Genomic DNA, 19,557 nt, shown 5'->3' on the forward strand with positions numbered 1-19,557 from the left:
GCCTCAAGCGGCTCAGAGAACGGCGCTTCGCACGTAGGCTTCCAGAGCAGCCTGAGCCGTGCGCGGGGTGAACCCGGTCGCTTCGATCTTGTCGAGCGCGAGCGCGCTGTTCAGCGGCCGCGGAGCGACGGACTTGCCCGCGAAGTACTCGGCAGTGCTGATGCCGCTGACGCGCTCTGCATCGTGCCCGGTGGCGGCGTAGACCTGCTTTGCGATCTCTGCCCAGGACATCACGGGGCCTTCGTTGCTGAGGTTGTAGACGCCGTAATCCGCCTTGACGCCCAGAAGATGCGCGATGCCGGCGGCGATGTCCTCAGTGAAGCTGAGGCGTCCGAGCTGGTCGTTGACCACCGACGGGTCGATGCCGCGCTCGGCGAGAGACGCCATAGTGCGCACGAAGTTGTTCCCGTCGCCGATGACCCAGCTGGTGCGAACGATGTAGTGCCGCGGAACCGTCGCGATGATGGCATCGCCAGCTGCTTTCGTCTGACCGTATACGCCGAGCGGTGCGAACACGTCGGCCTCGGTGTACAGACGCTTCGTGCCGTCGAAGACGTAGTCGCTAGACACATGCACGACAGTGAGGCCGTGCTCGGTCGCAGCGAGGGCAAGCGCAGCGACGCCGGTGACGTTCGCCGCCCACGCGTCGACGCGACCCGTATCGGTCTCGGCCTCATCGACCTTCGTGTATGCCGCAGCATTGATGACCGTGTCGTAGTCGGCCCATCGCACGCCGGCGAAAGGGTTCGCCGATGCGAGGTCGATGCGGTCCCGTGCGGCGAAATCCGCGCTTGGCAGCACCTGCTGCAGTGCCTTGCCGAGCTGACCGTTCGCGCCGAGCACGAGGGTGCGCTTCGGCTTCATCGGGACCACGTCCGCGAGTCGGGGATGCGCGAGGTCCTTCTCCGAACGCTCAGCCTCTGCGAGCGGGATCGGCCATTCGATGGCAGCGGTCTCATCCTCGAGGTTCAGGAAGGTGTACTCGCCTTGGGCCTCGGCGCTCCAATGATCGTTGACGAGGTACACGTACGCCGTGTTGTCCTCGAGCGTCTGGTAGGAGTTGCCGACGCCGCGGGGAACGAAGATGGCGGTCGACGGGTCGAGCTCGGCGGTGAACACATTGCCGAAGCTCGGCCCCTCGCGCAGATCGACCCAGGCCCCGAAGATCTTGCCGGTGGCCACCGAGACGAACTTGTCCCAGGGCTCGGCGTGGATGCCGCGAGTGGCGCCTGTCTTGTCGTTGAACGAGATGTTGTTCTGCACCGGGCCGAAATCGGGCAGGCCCAGTGCGACCATCTTCTCGCGCTGCCAGTTTTCCTTGAACCACCCGCGGTTGTCGCCGTGGACAGGGAGATCGAGAAGCACGAGCCCCGGAATCGTGGTCTCGCGGATCGAGAGCTGCTTGGCCGCCATGCTTACTGACCCTGCTCCTTGTACTTCGCCTCGGTCGCAGCCTTCTGCGGCTGCCACCAGGCCTCGTTGTCGCGGTACCACGCGATGGTGGCTGCGAGCCCCTGCTCGAAGTCGGGGAACGAAGGCATCCAGCCGAGCTCGGTGCGCAGCTTGGTCGAATCGATCGCGTAGCGCAGGTCGTGGCCCGGGCGGTCGATGACGTGATCGTAGGCGTCGGCGGGCTGGCCCATGCCGGTCAGGATGAGCTCGAGCACATCCTTGTTGTTCTTCTCGCCATCCGCACCGATGAGGTAGGTCTCGCCGATGCGGCCGGCTTCGACGATGCGGAGCACTGCGGAGGAGTGGTCGTCTGCGTGAATCCAGTCGCGCACGTTGAGACCCTCGCCGTAGAGCTTCGGGCGCTCGCCCACGAGGATGTTCGTGATCTGGCGGGGGATGAACTTCTCGACGTGTTGACGCGGGCCGTAGTTGTTCGAGCAGTTCGAGAGCGTGGCCTGCACGCCGAACGAGCGCACCCAGGCACGCACGAGCATGTCACTGCCGGCCTTGGTGCTGCTGTAGGGGCTCGACGGGTTGTATGGCGTCGATTCGGTGAAACGGTTCGGGTCATCGAGTTCGAGGTCGCCGTAGACCTCGTCGGTCGAGATGTGGTGGTAGCGCTTCTCGTGACGACGCACCGCCTCGAGCAGCGTGTAGGTGCCGATGATGTTGGTGTCGAGGAACGGACGCGGGTCGTGCAGCGAGTTGTCGTTGTGGGACTCGGCGGCGTAGTGGACGACAATGTCGCTCGCGGCGACGAGATCGTCGACGAGTTCAGCGTCGCAGATGTCACCGTGCACGACTGAGACCCGGCTGTCGGGCAGGCCTGCGAGCGAGGCTTCGTTCCCTGCATAGGTGAACTTGTCGAGTACAGTCACAACATCGTCGGTGTTCGCGACGAGGTAGTGAACGAAGTTCGATCCGATGAAGCCGGCTGCACCGGTCACGAGAATCTTGCGGGCCACGGCGGTCCTCCAGACAATGAGACAGAACAGCGCCGGGGTGGGCGCACGCATCCCATCCTAACTTCGTCGGCGAGCGCGATGCCTGTGGACTCGTGCCAGTGCCCTAATTCGAGCGCTGGGCGGCGCGTACTTTGAGCGTGCCTCGCACTCGCAGACCTGCTGTAATCACCCAGCGGAGCGGAGCATTGAGCGCTCCCGCATAGCGCTTCGACATGAACCTGATCGCACTGTTGGTCATCTTGCGCTCAACCGCGACGGCATGCTTCTTCGTCGAATGGGCGCCGCTGTGCACGATGGCCACTGACGGTTCGAAGCGGTTCTCGTACCCAGCGCGGCCGATGCGGTACCCGAGGTCGATGTCCTCGAAATGCATCACGTAGCCCTCGTCCCAACCGTCGAGTTCGCGGTTCACGTCTGCACGGACCATGACTGCGGCGCCGGAGAGCCAGCCGCTCGGCCGCGGCGAGTCGTACTCCGTGGCGTTCTGGTACGCGCGACTCCAGGGGTTGCCTTTCCAGACCTTGCTGAAGAGTGCATGCCCGATGCCTGTCGAGACAGACGGAATGTTGCGTGCCGAGGGATAGACCGTTCCGTCTTCATTCAGAATCTTCGGGCCGATGGAGCCGAGCCGCTTGTCGGCAGTCAGAACGGCAGCGAGAGACTCTGCGGTTTCTTCGAGGAACACGACATCCGGGTTGCAATAGAAATAAGCATCGACGTCGCCGCCAACGGCCTGCGCCCCGGCATTCATGCCCGCGCCATAGCCCGGGTTAGTCGGAAGTGGAACGTACGCAGCACCGAACGTTCGGGCGATCTCGGCGACGTTCTCATGATCCGGCTTGTTGTCGACGACGACGACCGGATGGTGCGCCGAGTGGAATTCGCGAAGCGATTCGAGAAACTCGGTCAGGGCTTCGCCCGACCCGTAGCTCACGGTGATGAAAGCAACTCTGGGGTTCGCCATGGCCTTCATTCTAGATCGCAGCGAATCTCTCGAACTTGTGCGGAATGCCATTCGCGGCAGTGCTGAGGCGATGCGGAGCAGTGACCTCGTAGGATTGACTGCAGTTCTTGAAAGGAAGTGACCCCTATGAAGGGCATTATTCTTGCCGGTGGTTCCGGTACGCGCTTGTGGCCTATTACTAAAGGCATCTCGAAGCAGCTCATGCCGATCTATGACAAGCCGATGGTCTATTACCCCCTTTCGACCCTCATGATGGCAGGGGTTCGCGAAGTCCTCATCATCACGACTCCGGAGTACAACGAGCAGTTCCAGGCACTCTTCGGCGACGGGTCGCACCTCGGAATGCAGATCGAGTACGCAGTGCAGCCGTCGCCCGACGGACTCGCACAGGCCTTCATCATCGGCGAGGAGTTCATCGGCGACGATAGCGTCGCCTTGGTGCTCGGCGACAATATTTTCCATGGCGTGGGGCTCGGTACCAACCTGCGGAAGCACACTGAGATCGAAGGGGCGGTTGTTTTCGCGTATCACGTTTCCAGCCCGGAGGCATACGGCGTCGTCGAGTTCGATGACAACATGAAGGCGATCTCTATCGAAGAGAAGCCGACCGTTCCGAAGAGCAACTACGCGGTACCGGGGCTGTACTTCTACGACAACGACGTCGTGCGCATCGCGAAGACGATCACGCCGAGCGCTCGTGGGGAGCTCGAGATCTCGAGTGTGAACGAGGAATATCTCAACGCCGGCCGCTTGAACGTGCAGACGCTCGACCGTGGCACCGCGTGGCTCGATACCGGCACCTTCGAATCGATGATGCAGGCATCGGAATACGTTCGTGTCATCGAAGACCGTCAGGGATTCAAAGTCGGATGCATCGAAGAGATCGCATGGCGCAACGGCTGGATCGACGATGCGCAGCTCGCGGAGCTTGCACGGCCGCTGCTGAAGAGCGGATACGGGAAGTATCTCACCACGCTACGGTAAGGTTTATCTCTTGCGGCGCACGTCGTACTGCGTAATATCTGGAAAGGCAAAGCATGAATTCTGCCCCTGAGCGGTACGCTCGCCTGGCGCAGGAGCCGATGCGCATTGTCGGGTCGACGAGCAAGGGCTTGCGGCTTGCGAGCTCGTTGCGCGACCTCTGGATGAACCGGGCATTGCTGGGGCACCTGATTCGTCGAGATCTGAAGGCGCGTTACAAGGACAGCGTCCTGGGCGTGTTCTGGTCGCTCGCTCGCCCTCTCACACAGTTGCTGATCTACTACCTGGTTCTCGGCAAGTTCCTCGGTGCGGAACGGGGAATCCCGGACTTCGCTATTTACATCTTCACCGGACTCGCGGTCTACGGTCTCTTCGCCGAGATCCTGATGTCGGGCTCCTCCGCGGTCGTAGACAATAGTGGCCTGGTGAAGAAGGTGTATTTCCCGCGCGAGATCCTCCCGCTCTCATCAGTCGGCTCGGCTCTCGTCAACTTTGCTATTCAGCTCACGATTCTTCTGATCGCGATGCTGGTGCTCCGGAGCTCCCCCACTTGGGACAAGCTCGGATACCTCGTACCGGCATTTCTTCTCGCCCTCATGCTTGCGACGTCGATGACATTGGTCCTCGCCGCGATGAACGTCTACTTGCGGGACGTTCAATATCTCGTCGAGGTCGGAACCATGGTGCTGATGTGGGCTTCTCCGATCGTGTACAGCTGGTCGATGGTGAAGGGCATTCTCGGGGAAGGGATCCTGCTGTCCCTGTATACGGCGAACCCTCTTACCGTCTCGGTCCTGGGGTTCCAGCGCGCGCTCTGGGGGGCCGGGAACGACCCAGGGTTCTTCCCGGATGGCCTCTGGTCCATGCTCTGGGTGGAGTGCGGCTTCGCTGCGATCCTTCTCTGCGGGGCTTACATGCTGTTCCGTCGCATGCAGGGCAACTTCGCCCAGGCCCTCTGATTTTCCGCGACGTCTACCGCGAGATATGGAAGTGAAATGAGCAGCTCTGAAACTGCCCGGCCGATTGTGGTTTCGGTCGAAGGGGTCTCGAAGGAATTCAAGATCCGCCAGGACAATTCCTTCAAGGAACGGGTGGTCACCTTCGGTAGGCGTGGCAGGGAGCACCGTGAGGAGTTCTGGGCGCTCAACGATGTGAGCATTCAGATCGAAGCCGGGCACACGGTCGGCCTGATCGGGCATAACGGATCGGGCAAGAGCACTCTGCTCAAGATGATCGGCGGGATCTTGAGCCCGACCAGTGGGACCGTATCGACGAGGGGCCAGATGGCTGCGCTGCTCGAGCTCGGCGCCGGTTTCCACCCCGACCTCACCGGCCGGGAGAACGTCTACTTGAATGCGTCGATGCTCGGGCTTACCGAAGAGCAGATCGCTTCCCGTTTCGATGACATCGTTGAGTTCTCCGAGATCGGCCAGTTCATCGACACTCAGGTGAAGTTCTATTCGTCTGGAATGTACGTTCGGCTCGCTTTCGCCGTCGCCGTGCACACCGACCCGGACGTGCTTCTTGTCGATGAGGTGCTTGCTGTCGGCGACGAAGCGTTTCAGAAGAAGTGCTTGGACCGTATCCGTCAGTTCCAGCAGGAAGGTCGTACGATCATCCTGGTCACCCACACCCTCTCGACCGTAGAAGAAATGTGCGACCAGGCCGTGCTTCTCGATCACGGACGGGTCTTCTACTCCGGATCACCGGCAGTCGCCGTGAACGAGTTCCGGAGGATCCTCGAGGAGCATCGCCTGCATGTCGCGGGGCGGTCAGAAGCAACGAAGAGAACCGGCCGAGTGGTCGGGGCCATGGCGAAGCCTCTACACGGCAAAGTCGGTCAGCAATTCGTTCCCGGGGATAGCCTCGAATTGACCGTTGACCTTCGGTCAGAGGAGCCATTGGAAGACTGGGATCTCGTGATCAGCGTCGCCCCGGTCGGGGGAGGCACGGAGGTGTTCGAGACGAGCACTGCACGTCTTCAGCCCTCTGCCGTTCCGGTTGAAGGGCTTCGGCGGCTCTCCTTCGTGCTCGATGACATGCATGCCGGGCCGGGGACCTACTCGATCCAGCTCGCGCTTCGGGATGCCGACGGAGTGGAGATCCACACGTTCCCGGATGCAGCGACTATCACCGTCGAACCGGATCCGCTGTACAGCGGTGTGATCTACGGCAAGCCGCGACTGCTCGACCATGGTCGGGTCGACCTCGAAGGCTGAAAAGACCTACTCGTCGCGGTCGCCGGTCACGCGGTGCTCGCTCAGAACGAATCGCGCACGGCAGCTGTGACTCTGCGGATCTCGTCCGGCTGCATGTCCGTGAGCACGGGCAGGGAAACGATCCTATCCGCGATCGATTCGCTGTGCTCCAGACTCACCATTTGCGGGAACTGCTCGAGCCACGGCTGCCGGTGCAGGAGGGGTGCGTAGTACGCACGGGCCTCCACCGAAGCGTTTTGCAAAGAAGCGAACACGCGAGGTGCGGAAGCCTGGTGATCGACGATCATCGAAGCGAAACAGATCGAGGAGCGTTCGATGTTCGTGGGGAACGAAACCGGTAGTGTTGCGAACTCATCGGAGTATTGACGGAGGACGGCCTTCCGCTTCGTCAACGTATCCTCGAAGTCGGTGAGCTGATGGCGACCGATTGCCGCGTTGAGCTCTTGCAGCTTTCCGTTCAGACCGACAGCAATAGCTCCGACACCGGCAGCGAATCCGAAGTTCGTGAAGCTTCGGAGGTTCTCCGCAAGGGTGTGATCTCGCGTGGTGACCGCTCCGCCTTCACCGATCGCGAATGGCTTCGTGGCATGGAACGAGAACACCTCGCAGTCGCCTCGTGAACCGAGTCGCTCCCCGTCTGGGTACTCGGAGCCGAAACCTGCGGCGGAGTCGAGGATGAGCGGGATCCCGTGTGAGCTCGCCAATTCCTCCCAAGCGTCGATATCGGCAGCCCCGACTCCGAAGGTCTGAGTCAGGAGGATCGCTCGAATCCGCGGATTCTTCTCGTGCAGAGCATTGAACGAATCCAAGTCTGGCTGAAGCGTCACCGGGTCGATATCGAACCATGCAGGTCGATAGCCGTGCCAGATGACTGCCTGCGCTCCGGCCGCGAAAGTGAACGTGGCTACCGCGATCGATTCAGTGTTATCGCCGCGTGGAAGTAGCCCGGCGAGTGCCGCCATCAGACCTGTTGTCGCATTATTCATCGTGACGACAGCGAGCTCGTCATCGCCGATGAAGTCGGCGATCTCGGTGCGGAATGCCTGCTCGATCGGCCCGAAGTTCGAGAACCAGTTGGCTTCGGAGATTCGTTCGAGATCGTGCGAGAGCACCTGCGCAGTGGGAAGAGCCGGGCGAATGAATGGGATAAGTGCAGACATGCAGGTATGGATGCCTCTCGTTGAGGGGTGAAACCTCAGTCAGCTTAGCTGAGGCGGTTACGCTGGTTCCAATAACTACCCATGAGGTTCGTGAGCGAGGCGCAGAGATTGAACGATTTGCGAGGCAGCAGCCGCAAAGTAGGTTTCCTTGGGGCAGGCGGACAAGCCATTGAGATGCTGGACTACTGTCAGGATGAGGTCCAGTTCTTCGCAGTCGAGCGACAGTTTCTTCAATCCGAAGAACACGTCCCGAGAACTGTAGATATCGCAGAGCCTGGAGAAGCGTTTGCGCAGTCTCCGGTGATTGCGGCGATCGGGGCGCCTGGCCTCAAACGCATGCTTCTGGACCGATGGGCGGGTGTGCATTACGGGGGGGTCATTGCGGCAGACGCGACGATCGCTGCAAGTGCCAGGATAGGCGCAGGCGTAGTGATCGCCCCAGGCGCCAAAGTCATGGCGAGAGTCGTGCTGGGCGATCACGTGCTGGTGAACACCGGGGCAATCATCAGTCACGAATGCGTGGTCGGCAATTACGCCACCGTATCTCCGGGTGCAGCACTGGGCGGCCGCTGCATCCTCGAACAGGGCGTCTTCGTGGGAATTGGCGCAACCCTTCGCGATGGAGTGCGAATCGGTGAAGGCGCGGTGATCGGTGCAGGTGCGGTTGTGATCGATGACGTGGCGCCGGGAACAGTGGTCGTTGGCAGTCCCTCGCGGGAGCTGCGAAAGCTGGATGACTGGCTCACCGCACTGTGACTGAATTCACTCCCCGGCTGCGTCCTTCGCATGGTAGGGGAGCATATGGACAGTAGTGACGTAGTCCTCGGTGCTCGACATGCGAACGCCAATGTCCTTCATGCGGCGGATAAGGTTCCAGTCGCCTGGCTCGTCGACTCTCCAGCTCTCGGTGTCGTACTCCATGAACCGCAGACCGGAATGGTAGATGGCGGCTTGCATGCTGATCTGTCCTGCGACGGGGGGATCGCTGTAGATGCGTGCTTCGTCTCCGGTGAGCAGGCGCTTCTGCCGGATCGCTCCATATGCGAACTCGGCACGGGAGGAGCGCGCGACATCGAGCAATCGCTCGATGTGATCTGAGTCGAATTCGTCGTCGTCGTCGAGCGGAGCGATCCAGCTGCCCCGAGCGAGTTCTGCGCCACGATTCATGCCCGGAGAGCCGGCGACCATCCAACGAAGGTGCGGGTCCTCAGGGTATCTACTTCTCGTCGGGAACTCTTCGTACCGGATGCGGCTGTCTCCGATCGCCTCGACAGCGGCGCGAGTTTCCGTGTTCGGACCGTCGTTGACGATGATCAGTTCCCAGTTCGTGTGACTCTGAGCCTGGACCGATGGAATAGCCCGATTCACCAATGCCTCGGTGTCGCGGTAGCTTGCAATCCGAACCGATACCAGTGGGAGCTCCTCCTCCCAGGCAGCGTTGTAGTCAGAACTCTCCCGCATCCCCTGTAGGAGCTCGATCATCTCGTTCGGTCTGGCCCGCTCGAGTCGATCGCTCTCGATCTCGACTCGAACTCGTCTGGACAGGAACTGGAGCAGCTCGTCTTCCTGCTGCCAGCGGACCCGGATCTCCGCGAGCATTGCGGTCATCTGTGCTCCGAGCGCATTGACCTCCTGACGCATTTCCTGACGATTTGCGACGGCGGCGTCGAGGATCTCGGCGGCACGCTGTTGAGCTGCCGACTCCTGGTTCTCGGCCAGACGCTGAATGCCGGCCAGGCGCAGTGCGCGGTTCTTGACGCGGCTGCCTACGTTGCCGACAGAGCCCGGGGCAGGAGAATCGGGGTTATGCGAGATGTTCATACCTATAGTCTCCTATGAAGTCACAGTGGCGCAGCGCAGGGTCTTGCTTGAGCCGGGACCCGCGTTGACGGCGAACACGCACACCTCATGCGAACCCGGTGTGGCTGGGATGCGGGCCCCGAACCCATGATTCAAACCGACTTCGGGCATCAGCTGTGCCATTGCTGAATATGGTGCATTTGCGGGAACAACGTACCACTGCGTCCCGTCGACCCTGACGTGCAGATCAATGGGGTCGGTGGTGTCGGGATCGGCGGCCCAACCCCACATGCTGATCTGACCGGGCAAGCCGATGAGTTCCTTCACCTCGCCACGAGGGTCGCTGCTCGGAACGACGACGTCCTGGCACTTTAGCGTCGTGTTCGAGCCGGCGCCCTGGTTGATCGCGTAGACGCAGACCTTGTTGCTGCCGGGATCGGCCGGGATGACCGCTCCGAAACCGTGGTTCGTGCCGTGATTCGGATAGCTCGCCTGGGTCGACAGATTCTGCGCGTTCGCAGGTACAACGGCCCAACGTCCGTTAATGGATACGTGCAGGTCGATCGGGTTCACCGTGTCCGGGTCGAGGGCCCAACCCCACATCTTGATGACGCCGGATTCACCCCACATCTCCTTCACCTGTCCGACGGGGCTTCCGCTCGGCACGGTTACAGTGCGGCACCCCAATGTGGTGTTGCTGCCTGGGCCCTGGTTGATCGCGTACACGCAGACCTTATTCGATCCGGCGTCAGCGGGAATCCTCGCGCTGAAGCCGTGGTTGGTTCCGTGATTCGGGTACAGCCCCTGCGTCGACAGGTTCTGAGCATCGGCGTTCACAACTGCCCATCGGCCATTGATCGAGACATGCAGCACGATCGGGTCGACAGTGTCAGGATCGAGCGCCCAACCCCACATGCTGATGGTCCCAGGAGTCGCCCAGAGGTCTCCGAGCTTGCCTGCGGGTGAGCCGTCGGGCACGGTGAGTTCCTGACAGCCGAGTAGGCGGTCTGCGCCTGAGCCGATGTTCTTCGCGTACACGCAGACTTGCTGCGCACCGGGCGGTGCGGTGAACGCGAGGCCGAACCCGTGGTTGGGTCCGGACCCCGGATACAGGGCCTCGGCGCTGCCATTCGGGGCGTTGGCGGTCGTGGCTGCCCAGGACGGGCCGAACTTGACATGTATCTGGAGCGGCGCCTGACGGTCGTCGAGGTCGACCGCCCAGCCCCAGAGGTGGATGGTGTTATTCGTCGCCCACAAGTCTTTCAGCTCGCCGAAGGGGGTTCCGTCTGGCGCCTGGGCGTTGCCGAACCACGTGGTGAAGAGCAGGTAGAAGTTTCGGTTGCCATAGGTGGAGCAGGAGTCTCCGGTGCCCCATCCTGCATCGAGTGCTGCTTGGTTCGGGCGATACGGCGTATAGATGTACAGAGCGGCAGTCGCCCAATTCTCGATGTAGACCTGCGACGTACCGCAGGCGACATTCGGATGCCACTGGATGGTGTTCCATCCCGGGCGATAGTTGTAGTTATTCGGATGCGCCTTGTAGACCTTGATCTGCCAGGCCGCTCGGTAGACCTGCTGCATGAACCCGGTCTGGGAGGGGTCGCAGTTCGCCGAGTTGTTCGGTCCGCTGTCCGGGCAGGCGTACCCCATGGCGACATTGAACTGGCGCACTGTGGGCCAGGTGTCGGAGACGAGCGACTGTTCCTTCTCGAGCATGACGAGCAGCGTCTTCTGGCTGACCCCGCAGGATCGAGCCGCCTTCGTGATGATCGTCGCTGCGCTCTCGGAAGGGCTGCCCGCGTAACTCGCGCAGTACGCATTCGCGGCCCGGGACGATGTAGAGAAGTAGGCGTCCTTCAAGCAGTTGCTTGCGACGGTCGTGCCGTAGATGGCCGTGCCCGGTGCGCGACCAGGGTCGCCGATTGTGCAACGGGGCACCTGCTTATTGAGGAATGCCTGAACCTCTGCAGCAGTCATCGCGTTGCTGTTATAGAAGTTCTCATCGCTGATGATGTTGCCGGGATTGAAGCCGGTGACAGGAGCTGCCTGCGCTGGAGTGCCTGCAACTGCGCCAAAGCTGAGAAGCAGCGACAAGGCGAAGAGTCCGGTGAGCAGTCTGTGTCGTAGACTAGACCGTGACCGTCTCTGCGTCATTCTAGGTAGCCTCCTGGTAGCACCGACCATATCCGAATAAGTGTAGTGTGCTTTCGTTTTGAGCAGTGTGCCTGGTCGACCGTTGTCGGTCCCACCTACGAAAGCGCTGTGTGCAGTCCCATCAGGAAGATGCGGGCTGACGTTTGAAACCGAACGAAGGAAGACAATCCGTGGAATCTCTAGATGTGCAGTCGGTCGTCTATACGAATGACCCTGCCGATCTGCTCCGAGCTGCAGAAGCTGTGAGCAATTCGGCACGCATCGCTCGGGGCTCCGGGCTCCTGGGGGATTGGGCATTTCGACTGGGCGATGGCAGTCCGGTACCCGTTCTCGGAGACGGCCATCTCGAGCAGATTCGGTCCCTGGTCGAAGCGCAAGGCGGCGAGTTCGAACATGATGTGTTCGGCGACAACCTCGGGTCCGCCGGCGGGCACAACCGTCTGGCGAAGCTCGGCTCGCACTCTCAACTGGTGATCCTAAACCCCGACGCGCTCATGGACCCGAATACTCTTTCTGTACTTCTGCGAACGGCTGCGGAAGACATCGGTTTTATCGAGGCGCGCCAGATCCCCGTCGAGCATCCGAAGGAGTATGACACTCTTACCGGCGACACCGAGTGGGGCTCCACCGCCTGCGCCCTGATTCCCCGCGCTCTCTTCGAAGAGCTCGAGGGGTTCGATTCCGAGACCTTCTTCCTCTACTGCGACGATGTCGATTTCTCCTGGCGCGTCCGTCTGGCGGGCAAGCGCGTCGTGTATCAAGCCGCAGCACGCCTCTTCCACGACAAGCGTTTGACTCCGACAGGTGACTGGCCTTCATCGAATGCGGAGCGCTACTACTCCGCTGAAGCCGCGCTGCTGCTCGCGTTCAAGTACTCGCGGGATGACGTGCTCAAGCAGAACCTCCGCGCGTTCTCTCGTTCGAGCAATCCCGACCTGCAGAAGGCGCTGGCCGCATTCGAACAGCGTCGCGCGCAGGGCAAGCTGCCCGCGCGCATTGACGCGGAGAACGAAGTGGCCAGGTTCGTGGCCGGCAACTACACCGAGCACCGCTACTAGAAGGGCATGTGAAGATGACGAATGATGCGTTTGACGTGCACAGCCCCGCCGCTGAGCGATGGCTCGAAGATATCGCCGGTAGCAATGCGGACGAGCGACTGAAGAAGTCGCTCGCCGAGGTGCTGAGTGTATTGAAAGCCGGGCGAGAGATCGATGAGGATCGGCCGTTTCTGTCGGTCGTGATGCGCACTCAGGGTAAGAAGCTTGAAGCGCTGCAGGATGCGCTTCTGACTCTGGTCGGCCAGACCGATCAGGACTTCGAACTCCTGTTAATGGCGCACAATACCGATGAAGCAGTCCTGTCGTCGCTTCGGGAGATCGTCGACTGGCAGATGCCGAGCTTCAGGTCTCGTGTTCAGCTCATCGATGTGCAGGGCGGCGGCCGTTCGCGCCCGCTGAATGAAGCCATCGAGGTGGGCCGCGGTCGATACTTCGTCTTCTTCGATGACGACGACATGGTGTTCGGCAATTGGGTTGAGGCCTTCCACAGCGCCGCCGAGCAGAACCCGAGCCGATTGCTGCGTGCGATCGCTTCGACGCAGAAGGTTCGCTCCGAAGTGTGGCCCGGCGGAGTCCTGGGGTTCCGCACGCTGACGTGGCCGAAAGCCGAGTATCTTCGTAACTTCGAGTACGAGCGGCATCTCGAGGTCAACCACTCGCCATTCATGTCCGTGGCGTTCCCCCGCGAGCTGTTCTTCCTCTGGGGAGAGCGCTTCGACGAAGTGCTGGATGTCTGCGAGGACTGGGACCTCATCCTCCGCGGCGCATTTCTGCTCGGCGTGCACTCGATCGACGAGCTGACTGCAATCTACCGACTCTGGACCGGTGTGACGTCGAGCTACACCGAGCATGACCGCGCATCGTGGAAGGCGTCGGAGGATCGTGTCCGGAAGAAGCTGAACTCTCGCCCGTCGATTCTGCCCGAGGGCGCACCGGCGTCGATCGTGGAATCCGTGAAGCAAGTAGAGGATCGTGCCGTCGTCGATATGCAGGTCGTGAACGACTTCTTGAACAGCACGTCATGGAAGGTGACCGCGCCCCTGCGGAAGGTGACGCGCAAGGTACGCAGCCTGCGCGGGAAGTAGCGCGCAGAACACAAAGGGCGCGTGCGGTATACACCGCACGCGCCCTTTGTTCGTATCGCCTAAGGGGCGACCGTGGCTTTCTCTGCCGGTGGTTGACTGACTCTGTCGGCGCTGCGGCCGGTGGCCAACCGAGTGCGGCGCAGTGCGGGGCGCTCGACGAGGTACCAGCTGCTGACAGCGAAGACGGCGGTGATCGACAGAGCAAGAACGCTGAACAGTATCGGCCCGAGCGTGACGAGGCCGAACACCGCTAGGAGCTGCTGCACAGGGAATGCGTACACGTAGATGCCGTAGGAGACATCGTTCTGCGCGATCCACTTGGGTTGAGGAATCACAGTGGAGAGCCAGAGCAGGCCGTAGGCGAGCAGCGGCGCGAGCAGCTCGGCCGTCCAACTCGGGCCGAACTCGATCCCGAAGATCACGATGAGCAGGGACGCTACGCCGGAGAGCCAGTGGAGACCGAAGTACGGGAGCAGGACTCTTGCGACGGCGCCGCCGAGGAAGTACGGCAAGAGCATCGCCAGCAGCCGGAAAGAGGGGTTGCCATCCACGAATGACAGGAAGAAATCGATCTTCGCGTAGACCAGCACCGATACGAAGAACGCGAGGATGATCGGCCACACGGAAGTGCGCGCGCGGCGCCAGATCAGGAAGACGCCGACGAAGATATAGCAGAGGAACTCGTAGTAGAGCGTCCAGAGTGAGCCGTTCCAAGCATCAGGGTACGGGACGTACGAAAGCGTGTCGCCGATCGCGTAGGTGCGCACCTCGAGGAAGAGATTCAAGAAGATATAGCTCATCGGGCTCGTGCCGGTTCGCAGGTACCCGCTGAGAGTCCCGTGATTGATGAAGTGCGCGATCGGCCCGAACAGGAACGCGGTCACGAGGAGTACCACGATGAAGGCCGGGAAGATCCTTCCGATGCGCAGGATCAGGAAGTCGGCGAAGCGGGAACGCTGGCGGCTCGCCGTGATGAGGTATCCGCTGACCGCGAAGAATCCGGCCACCGCCCAGACCCCAAGGTGCTGATCGCCGAGGAGCGGCTGCGATTCCGGCGGGAGCCCGATGATGAAGTAGGTGTGGGCGAAAAGGACGAGCGAGGCCAGAAACAACCTGATGAGGTTCAGGCTGTTGTTCTTCGGGTCCAGCGGTGCGCCGAACTTCGGACGGCTCGAGGTCTTACCTTTCGTGGGCTCTGCCATCGCGACCTTAGGCGGGCTGGACATCGGGCTGCTCGTTGATCCAAGCAGCGAGACGATGGATGCCTTGAGCGAGATCGACCTGGGGCTCCCAGCCGAGCACCTCGCGGGCGCGCGAGATGTTCGCCCATGCATGGCGGACGTCGCCGAGGCGGTATGCGCCGTTGACGTGGGGCGCAGGGGCGCCGTACTCCGCGCTGATGAGCTGTGCTGCATCGCCGATGGTGTGCATCGTGCCGAGTCCAATATCGATCGGCTCGCTGTCGACGCCGGCGACGCTCGCGGCAGCAACGACAGCGCTGGCGACGTCATCGATGAGGATGAAATCACGACGGACTTCACCGTCTTCGTAGAGCGGGATCGACTTGCCGCCCATAGCCATACGGCAGAACAGCGACATGATGCCGGTGTACGGGTTGATCAGTGACTGCCCGGGGCCATAGACGTTCTGCAGGCGCACGATGACCGCCTCGATGTCGAACGATTCGGCCCAGGTGCGCACGAGATGCTCCTGGGCGAGCTTCGTGGCGGCATAGACGCTCACCGGGCTCGGATTCACGACCAAGGCATCCATCGCGACGGGAGCGAGTCCCTCGAAGTCCCACTGCGCAGCCTCGAGCTGTGCTACGGAACGCTGACCCGGGTAGTGCAGCGCACCCTCGGCATCGGCCCATGCGCCTTCACCGTACACGGCACGGCTGCTGGTTAGCACGATTCGCTGAGGCATGGCCTCATTGCGACGGAACGCATCGAGCATCTGGGTCGTGCCGACGACGTTCACGGTCGCATGGCGAGTGGATTCGCTCAGGGACTGACCAGTTCCGGTCTCTGCCGCAAGGTGGATGACGGTATCGGGCTTGAAATTGCTGAGCACGCGATCCCAGTCCTCAGCCGAACTGACATCTCCGACGACGAGTTCGACACGGCTATCGAGCTCTGTCGGGCGTTCGCCAGTCGCGTGGATCTGCGGATGCAGGTTGTCGAACGCGACAATCTGAGTGGCCGTATCGAGGAGCGAAGAGATCGCTGTGCCGATGAAGCCTGCCCCACCGGTGACGAGAGTGCGCCCAAGGGGGCGATGGGCAAGGTCTGTTCCGGTCACAAATCACTCCTAGACGAATCGATGCGGAAGGGCCGCACCTCACTATTATTGCCGACCACCCCGGGATATAGGCGAATTCGCCAGTGCAACCCGGGCCGATCAGGAGCGCCGAAAGGCGAGCAACTACGATGGCTGTAGATATAACGTGAGGCTCGTGACCTGTCCTACGCCTGCTTCACCGGGAGCAATCCGGCTTTTCGCCTAGAGGAGATCGAACTACATGAACGCAGACCATTCGTCGGTTTCCATCGTGCTCGTCAATTTTCGTGGAGCGGAAGACACGATCGAAGCCGTTCGCCATCTGGACAGTATCGACTGGCCGAAGGCGCAGCTCGAGATCGTTGTCGTCGAGAACGCTTCGGGAGACGACAGCGCCGAGCGGATCGCAGCGGCCGCTCCTCACGTAAAGCTCATCAAGTCAAAGGAGAATCTCGGGTTCGCCGGCGGCTGCAACCTCGGGGTGAAACACAGCACCGGCGACATCGTCGGCTTCCTCAACAACGATGCGAAGCCCGACACCGGGTGGGTGCGCGAGGCAGTGCGCCGATTCGACGAATCATCGAGAATCGGCGCAGTGGCGAGCCGAGTGCTGAACTGGGAAGGCGACAAGGTCGACTTCATCGATGCCGGTCTCACGTGGTTCGGTATGGGCTACAAACCGTATTCCGGGCTCGAGATCCCAGACAAGCCCGACGTGCCGCACGACGTGCTCTTCGGCACCGGCTCCGCGATGTTCGTGCGCCGCAGCGTGTACGAAGAGCTCGGCGGTTTCGATGAGCGCTTCTTCATGTTCTTCGAGGACGTCGACCTCGGTTGGCGCCTCAACCTCAAGGGCTACCGCTACGTCTACGAACCGGCCTCGCTCGCCTACCATAAGCACCACGCGAGCATGGATAAGCTCGGTGCGTATAAAGAGACCTACCTGCTCGAGCGCAACGCGCTCTACACGCTCTACAAGAACCTCGGTTCGGAGCAGATCGATGAAACCCTCGCAGCGACCTTGCTGCTCGCAGTCCGTCGGAGCATCACTCGAGGCGACCTGGACTCGACGTCGTACGACATCCGCAATGCAGGAGCCGATCACGAGCTGACCGAAGCGATCTCGAAGGACACGATCGCAACGCTCTACGCGATCGACCAGTTCATTCAGGAGCTTCCGTCGCTCACCGCTTCCCGCAAGGAGATCCAAGCGACCCGAGTGAAGCCAGAGCATGCGATGCATAAGCTCTTCCTCGAAACGAATGCCCCGTCATTCGTCGGGAAGGAATTCATGAAGGGATATCGACATATCACTGAATCGTTCGACGTGCTCAACGAGCCGGCGCGCACACGGGTGCTCATCATTACGGGCGACCCGCTCGGCGTGAAGATGGCGGGCCCCGCGATCCGAGCCTGGCACATGGCCGAAGCTCTCGCTCCCGACAACGATGTGCGGATTGTCAGCCTCGCCGGCAACGAACCACTCGACGCGGACTTCGAGATCGATACCGTGAAGCCCGGCGACAACAAGGCGATGGCTCAGCACGAGGGCTGGGCTGACGTCATCATCTTCCAGGGCCTTGCGATGGCGCTCTTCCCGTCGATCCGCAAGACCCAGAAGGTACTCGTCGTCGACATCTACGACCCGATGCACCTCGAACAGCTCGAACAGGGCCGCCCGCAGGGCGAGGAAGCGTGGACTCGCGCCACCGCCGACGCGACGACGGTGCTCAACGAGCAGCTCACCCGCGGCGACTACTTCCTGTGCGCCTCCGAACGCCAGCGGCACTTCTACCTCGGGCAGCTCGCAGCCCTCGGCCGCATCAATCCCGCGAACTACGCCGACGACCCCGACCTCACCGGCCTCATCAGCGTCGTGCCGTTCGGCCTCGAGGCCGAGCCCCCTGCCCACGAGAAGAAGGTGCTGAAGGGCGTGCACCCGGGCATCGGTGAAAACGACAAGCTGCTGCTGTGGAGCGGCGGGCTCTACAACTGGTTCGACCCGATAGCCCTCATCCGTGCGGTCGCGAAGGTCGCCGAGACCCACCCCGAGGTGAAGCTCTACTTCCTCGGCACCAAGCACCCGCACCCGGGCGTGCCCGAGATGAAGATCGTCAGGGACTCGCGTGCCCTCGCCCAGGAGCTCGGCGTCGCAGACAGCAACGTCTTCTTCAACGGCTCATGGGTCGATTACAAGGACCGCGGCAACTATCTGGTCGAAGCCGACCTCGGCGTGAGCACCCATCACTCGCACATCGAGACCACCTTCAGCTTCCGCACCCGCATCCTCGACTACCTCTGGGCCGAGCTGCCCATGGTGGTTACCGAGGGCGACCACTTCGCCGAGCTCGTCGACGACCGCGGTCTCGGCCGCGCCGTGCCAGCGGGAGATGTGGATGCGCTCGCCGCAGCGATCGAAGATCTGCTGTTCGGCAAGGGCAAGCTGGCCGCCGCGCAGAAGGCAATCCGCAATGTACGCGGCGAATACGAGTGGGGCAATGTGCTCGAGCCCCTCGTCGACTTCGTCGGCAACGCGCACTATGCGGCCGATCGAGTGCGTCGCGGCGAAGTTCGCGTCGATGCCCCAGGTGCGAAGCGGCAGAAGCGACGGCGCCCTGCGGGCCAGAACGGCATCGTCGAGGACGTGCGCCGTGCGAGCCTGCTGCTGGTGCGTCAGGGGCCGGGTGCTGTCGTCCGTAAGGTCAAGCAGCGGCTCGGGCAGTAGGAACAGTTCGCTCCGGGATTCTTACGGGCGGGCCAACGGATGCGGGTTCGCTGCCAGAGTCTGCTCGAGAGCAAAGCTGCCGAGAGGCGCTTCGGGGTAATTGCTGAACTCGGACACCCAGATGTTGCCGTTGAACAGATAGGTCCGATACCAGGGTCCGCCAAGACCGCGGTCGTACGGCTCCATGTATGCCACGGTGTTCCCAGTGGCTGTCTTGGTGAACACAGAGTCGTCGAGCGCCGACGTAAGAGTTGCCCGTGCTGTATCCGTGATCTCGGTGACGATTACCTGCGTGAGACCGTCGGTGGCGGGCACTCCCCAGACGCACACCTTTGATTGCACGGCATTCATGAACGTATCGCTGGCGACCGGTCCTTCATATGGAGAGGCCTGCGGAAAAGCCTCAGAGGGAGTGACTTCGAACCCCGTATGGCCGGTGAGTGACCTGACCGTCTCGACGGGGATAAGGTCTGCGCAGTCTAGAAGCTGGATCGGAACGGGATCGGCAGCCGGCGTTTCGGTCGGGGACTCCTCGGATGTCTCCTTCGGCGTACTGGGCGACTGCGTTGCGACTGGTGGCGTCGTGGGCTTCGCTTGCGGAGGAGTCTCGGTGGAGCAGGCGCTCAGACCGACGAGGAGTGCCGCCGCACAGGCTGCGGCCAAGGCCTTGACGACACGTTGCTTGCTCATGGCCTGAGGCTATCCCAGAACTGG

At 61.8% G+C, this 19,557-nt stretch carries 16 protein-coding genes; 7 read left to right on the forward strand and 9 right to left on the reverse strand.

Annotation, left to right across the window (positions count from 1 at the left end):
• Positions 1-12: 12 nt before the first annotated feature.
• From ACUYTF_RS06895 to ACUYTF_RS06905, 3 genes are all read right to left on the reverse strand, one after another.
• Positions 13-1,413: a sugar nucleotide-binding protein gene (locus ACUYTF_RS06895; RefSeq protein ID WP_449279517.1), complete on the reverse strand. Its 1,401-nt coding sequence runs from the start codon at positions 1,411-1,413 to the stop codon at positions 13-15.
• Positions 1,414-1,415: 2 nt separating this feature from the next.
• Positions 1,416-2,417 (reverse strand): dTDP-glucose 4,6-dehydratase, encoded by a 1,002-nt coding sequence (gene rfbB / locus ACUYTF_RS06900; RefSeq protein WP_449279518.1) that lies wholly within the window; start codon positions 2,415-2,417, stop codon positions 1,416-1,418.
• Between the two features lie 103 nt (positions 2,418-2,520).
• The gene (locus ACUYTF_RS06905; protein ID WP_434141793.1) at positions 2,521-3,381 is read right to left on the reverse strand and encodes a glycosyltransferase; all 861 of its coding nucleotides are present in this window, start codon (positions 3,379-3,381) and stop codon (positions 2,521-2,523) included.
• Positions 3,382-3,507: 126 nt separating this feature from the next.
• Here ACUYTF_RS06905 and rfbA point away from each other — a divergent pair, with 126 nt between their 5' ends.
• The 3 genes from rfbA to ACUYTF_RS06920 are packed head-to-tail and all read left to right on the forward strand — an operon-like array spanning position 3,508 to position 6,581.
• Positions 3,508-4,365 (forward strand): glucose-1-phosphate thymidylyltransferase RfbA, encoded by an 858-nt coding sequence (gene rfbA / locus ACUYTF_RS06910; RefSeq protein ID WP_434141792.1) that lies wholly within the window; start codon positions 3,508-3,510, stop codon positions 4,363-4,365.
• A gap of 53 nt (positions 4,366-4,418) precedes the next feature.
• Entirely contained in the window at positions 4,419-5,321 is a 903-nt protein-coding gene (locus ACUYTF_RS06915) for an ABC transporter permease (protein WP_434141791.1), read from the forward strand.
• 36 nt (positions 5,322-5,357) lie between these two features.
• Positions 5,358-6,581, forward strand: coding sequence for an ATP-binding cassette domain-containing protein (locus ACUYTF_RS06920; protein WP_434141790.1), 1,224 nt, complete (start codon positions 5,358-5,360; stop codon positions 6,579-6,581).
• A gap of 41 nt (positions 6,582-6,622) precedes the next feature.
• Here ACUYTF_RS06920 and ACUYTF_RS06925 read toward each other — a convergent pair whose 3' ends face one another.
• Positions 6,623-7,741 (reverse strand): DegT/DnrJ/EryC1/StrS family aminotransferase, encoded by a 1,119-nt coding sequence (locus tag ACUYTF_RS06925; RefSeq protein ID WP_434141789.1) that lies wholly within the window; start codon positions 7,739-7,741, stop codon positions 6,623-6,625.
• A 90-nt stretch (positions 7,742-7,831) separates the two neighbouring features.
• On the opposite strand from ACUYTF_RS06925, the gene ACUYTF_RS06930 reads away from it, so the two are divergent.
• Positions 7,832-8,497, forward strand: coding sequence for an acetyltransferase (locus ACUYTF_RS06930; protein WP_449279519.1), 666 nt, complete (start codon positions 7,832-7,834; stop codon positions 8,495-8,497).
• Positions 8,498-8,503: 6 nt separating this feature from the next.
• Here the strand turns inward: ACUYTF_RS06930 and ACUYTF_RS06935 are convergent, their stop codons facing one another.
• On the reverse strand, positions 8,504-9,562 hold the full coding sequence (locus tag ACUYTF_RS06935; RefSeq protein ID WP_434141787.1) for a glycosyltransferase: 1,059 nt from the start codon (positions 9,560-9,562) through the stop codon (positions 8,504-8,506).
• Between the two features lie 12 nt (positions 9,563-9,574).
• On the reverse strand, positions 9,575-11,635 hold the full coding sequence (locus tag ACUYTF_RS06940) for a hypothetical protein (protein ID WP_434141786.1): 2,061 nt from the start codon (positions 11,633-11,635) through the stop codon (positions 9,575-9,577).
• Positions 11,636-11,865: 230 nt separating this feature from the next.
• Here ACUYTF_RS06940 and ACUYTF_RS06945 point away from each other — a divergent pair, with 230 nt between their 5' ends.
• Positions 11,866-12,753, forward strand: a complete 888-nt coding sequence (locus ACUYTF_RS06945) for a hypothetical protein (protein WP_434141785.1) — start codon at positions 11,866-11,868, stop codon at positions 12,751-12,753.
• Between the two features lie 14 nt (positions 12,754-12,767).
• On the forward strand, positions 12,768-13,838 hold the full coding sequence (locus tag ACUYTF_RS06950; protein WP_449279520.1) for a glycosyltransferase family 2 protein: 1,071 nt from the start codon (positions 12,768-12,770) through the stop codon (positions 13,836-13,838).
• Between the two features lie 59 nt (positions 13,839-13,897).
• Here the strand turns inward: ACUYTF_RS06950 and ACUYTF_RS06955 are convergent, their stop codons facing one another.
• Both ACUYTF_RS06955 and ACUYTF_RS06960 read right to left on the reverse strand, forming a co-directional pair.
• On the reverse strand, positions 13,898-15,064 hold the full coding sequence (locus ACUYTF_RS06955; RefSeq protein ID WP_434141784.1) for an acyltransferase family protein: 1,167 nt from the start codon (positions 15,062-15,064) through the stop codon (positions 13,898-13,900).
• A complete protein-coding gene (locus ACUYTF_RS06960) occupies positions 15,048-16,139 on the reverse strand; it encodes an NAD-dependent epimerase/dehydratase family protein (protein WP_434141783.1) in 1,092 nt (363 codons plus the stop codon). Before ACUYTF_RS06960 ends, ACUYTF_RS06955 begins: the two co-directional genes overlap by 17 nt.
• A gap of 220 nt (positions 16,140-16,359) precedes the next feature.
• Between ACUYTF_RS06960 and ACUYTF_RS06965 the strand changes: the two genes are divergently transcribed.
• Positions 16,360-18,843 carry a glycosyltransferase gene (locus ACUYTF_RS06965; RefSeq protein ID WP_449279521.1) on the forward strand — a complete coding sequence of 828 codons (2,484 nt, stop codon included), beginning with the start codon at positions 16,360-16,362 and terminating at the stop codon, positions 18,841-18,843.
• A 21-nt stretch (positions 18,844-18,864) separates the two neighbouring features.
• Here ACUYTF_RS06965 and ACUYTF_RS06970 read toward each other — a convergent pair whose 3' ends face one another.
• Positions 18,865-19,533 carry a hypothetical protein gene (locus ACUYTF_RS06970; protein WP_449279522.1) on the reverse strand — a complete coding sequence of 223 codons (669 nt, stop codon included), beginning with the start codon at positions 19,531-19,533 and terminating at the stop codon, positions 18,865-18,867.
• Between the last annotated feature and the right edge of the window lie 24 nt (positions 19,534-19,557).

It is taken from the genome of Leucobacter sp. GX0328 (assembly GCF_053567315.1).

Coding starts and splice junctions, on each gene's coding strand:
- ACUYTF_RS06925 (WP_434141789.1), bottom strand. CDS start 7,741: ATGTCTGCACTTATCCCATTCATTCGCCCGGCTCTTCCCACTGCGCAG.
- ACUYTF_RS06915 (WP_434141791.1), top strand. CDS start 4,419: ATGAATTCTGCCCCTGAGCGGTACGCTCGCCTGGCGCAGGAGCCGATG.
- ACUYTF_RS06955 (WP_434141784.1), bottom strand. CDS start 15,064: ATGTCCAGCCCGCCTAAGGTCGCGATGGCAGAGCCCACGAAAGGTAAG.
- ACUYTF_RS06895 (WP_449279517.1), bottom strand. CDS start 1,413: ATGGCGGCCAAGCAGCTCTCGATCCGCGAGACCACGATTCCGGGGCTC.
- ACUYTF_RS06920 (WP_434141790.1), top strand. CDS start 5,358: ATGAGCAGCTCTGAAACTGCCCGGCCGATTGTGGTTTCGGTCGAAGGG.
- ACUYTF_RS06935 (WP_434141787.1), bottom strand. CDS start 9,562: ATGAACATCTCGCATAACCCCGATTCTCCTGCCCCGGGCTCTGTCGGC.
- ACUYTF_RS06965 (WP_449279521.1), top strand. CDS start 16,360: ATGAACGCAGACCATTCGTCGGTTTCCATCGTGCTCGTCAATTTTCGT.
- ACUYTF_RS06970 (WP_449279522.1), bottom strand. CDS start 19,533: ATGAGCAAGCAACGTGTCGTCAAGGCCTTGGCCGCAGCCTGTGCGGCG.
- ACUYTF_RS06950 (WP_449279520.1), top strand. CDS start 12,768: ATGACGAATGATGCGTTTGACGTGCACAGCCCCGCCGCTGAGCGATGG.
- rfbA (WP_434141792.1), top strand. CDS start 3,508: ATGAAGGGCATTATTCTTGCCGGTGGTTCCGGTACGCGCTTGTGGCCT.
- ACUYTF_RS06905 (WP_434141793.1), bottom strand. CDS start 3,381: ATGGCGAACCCCAGAGTTGCTTTCATCACCGTGAGCTACGGGTCGGGC.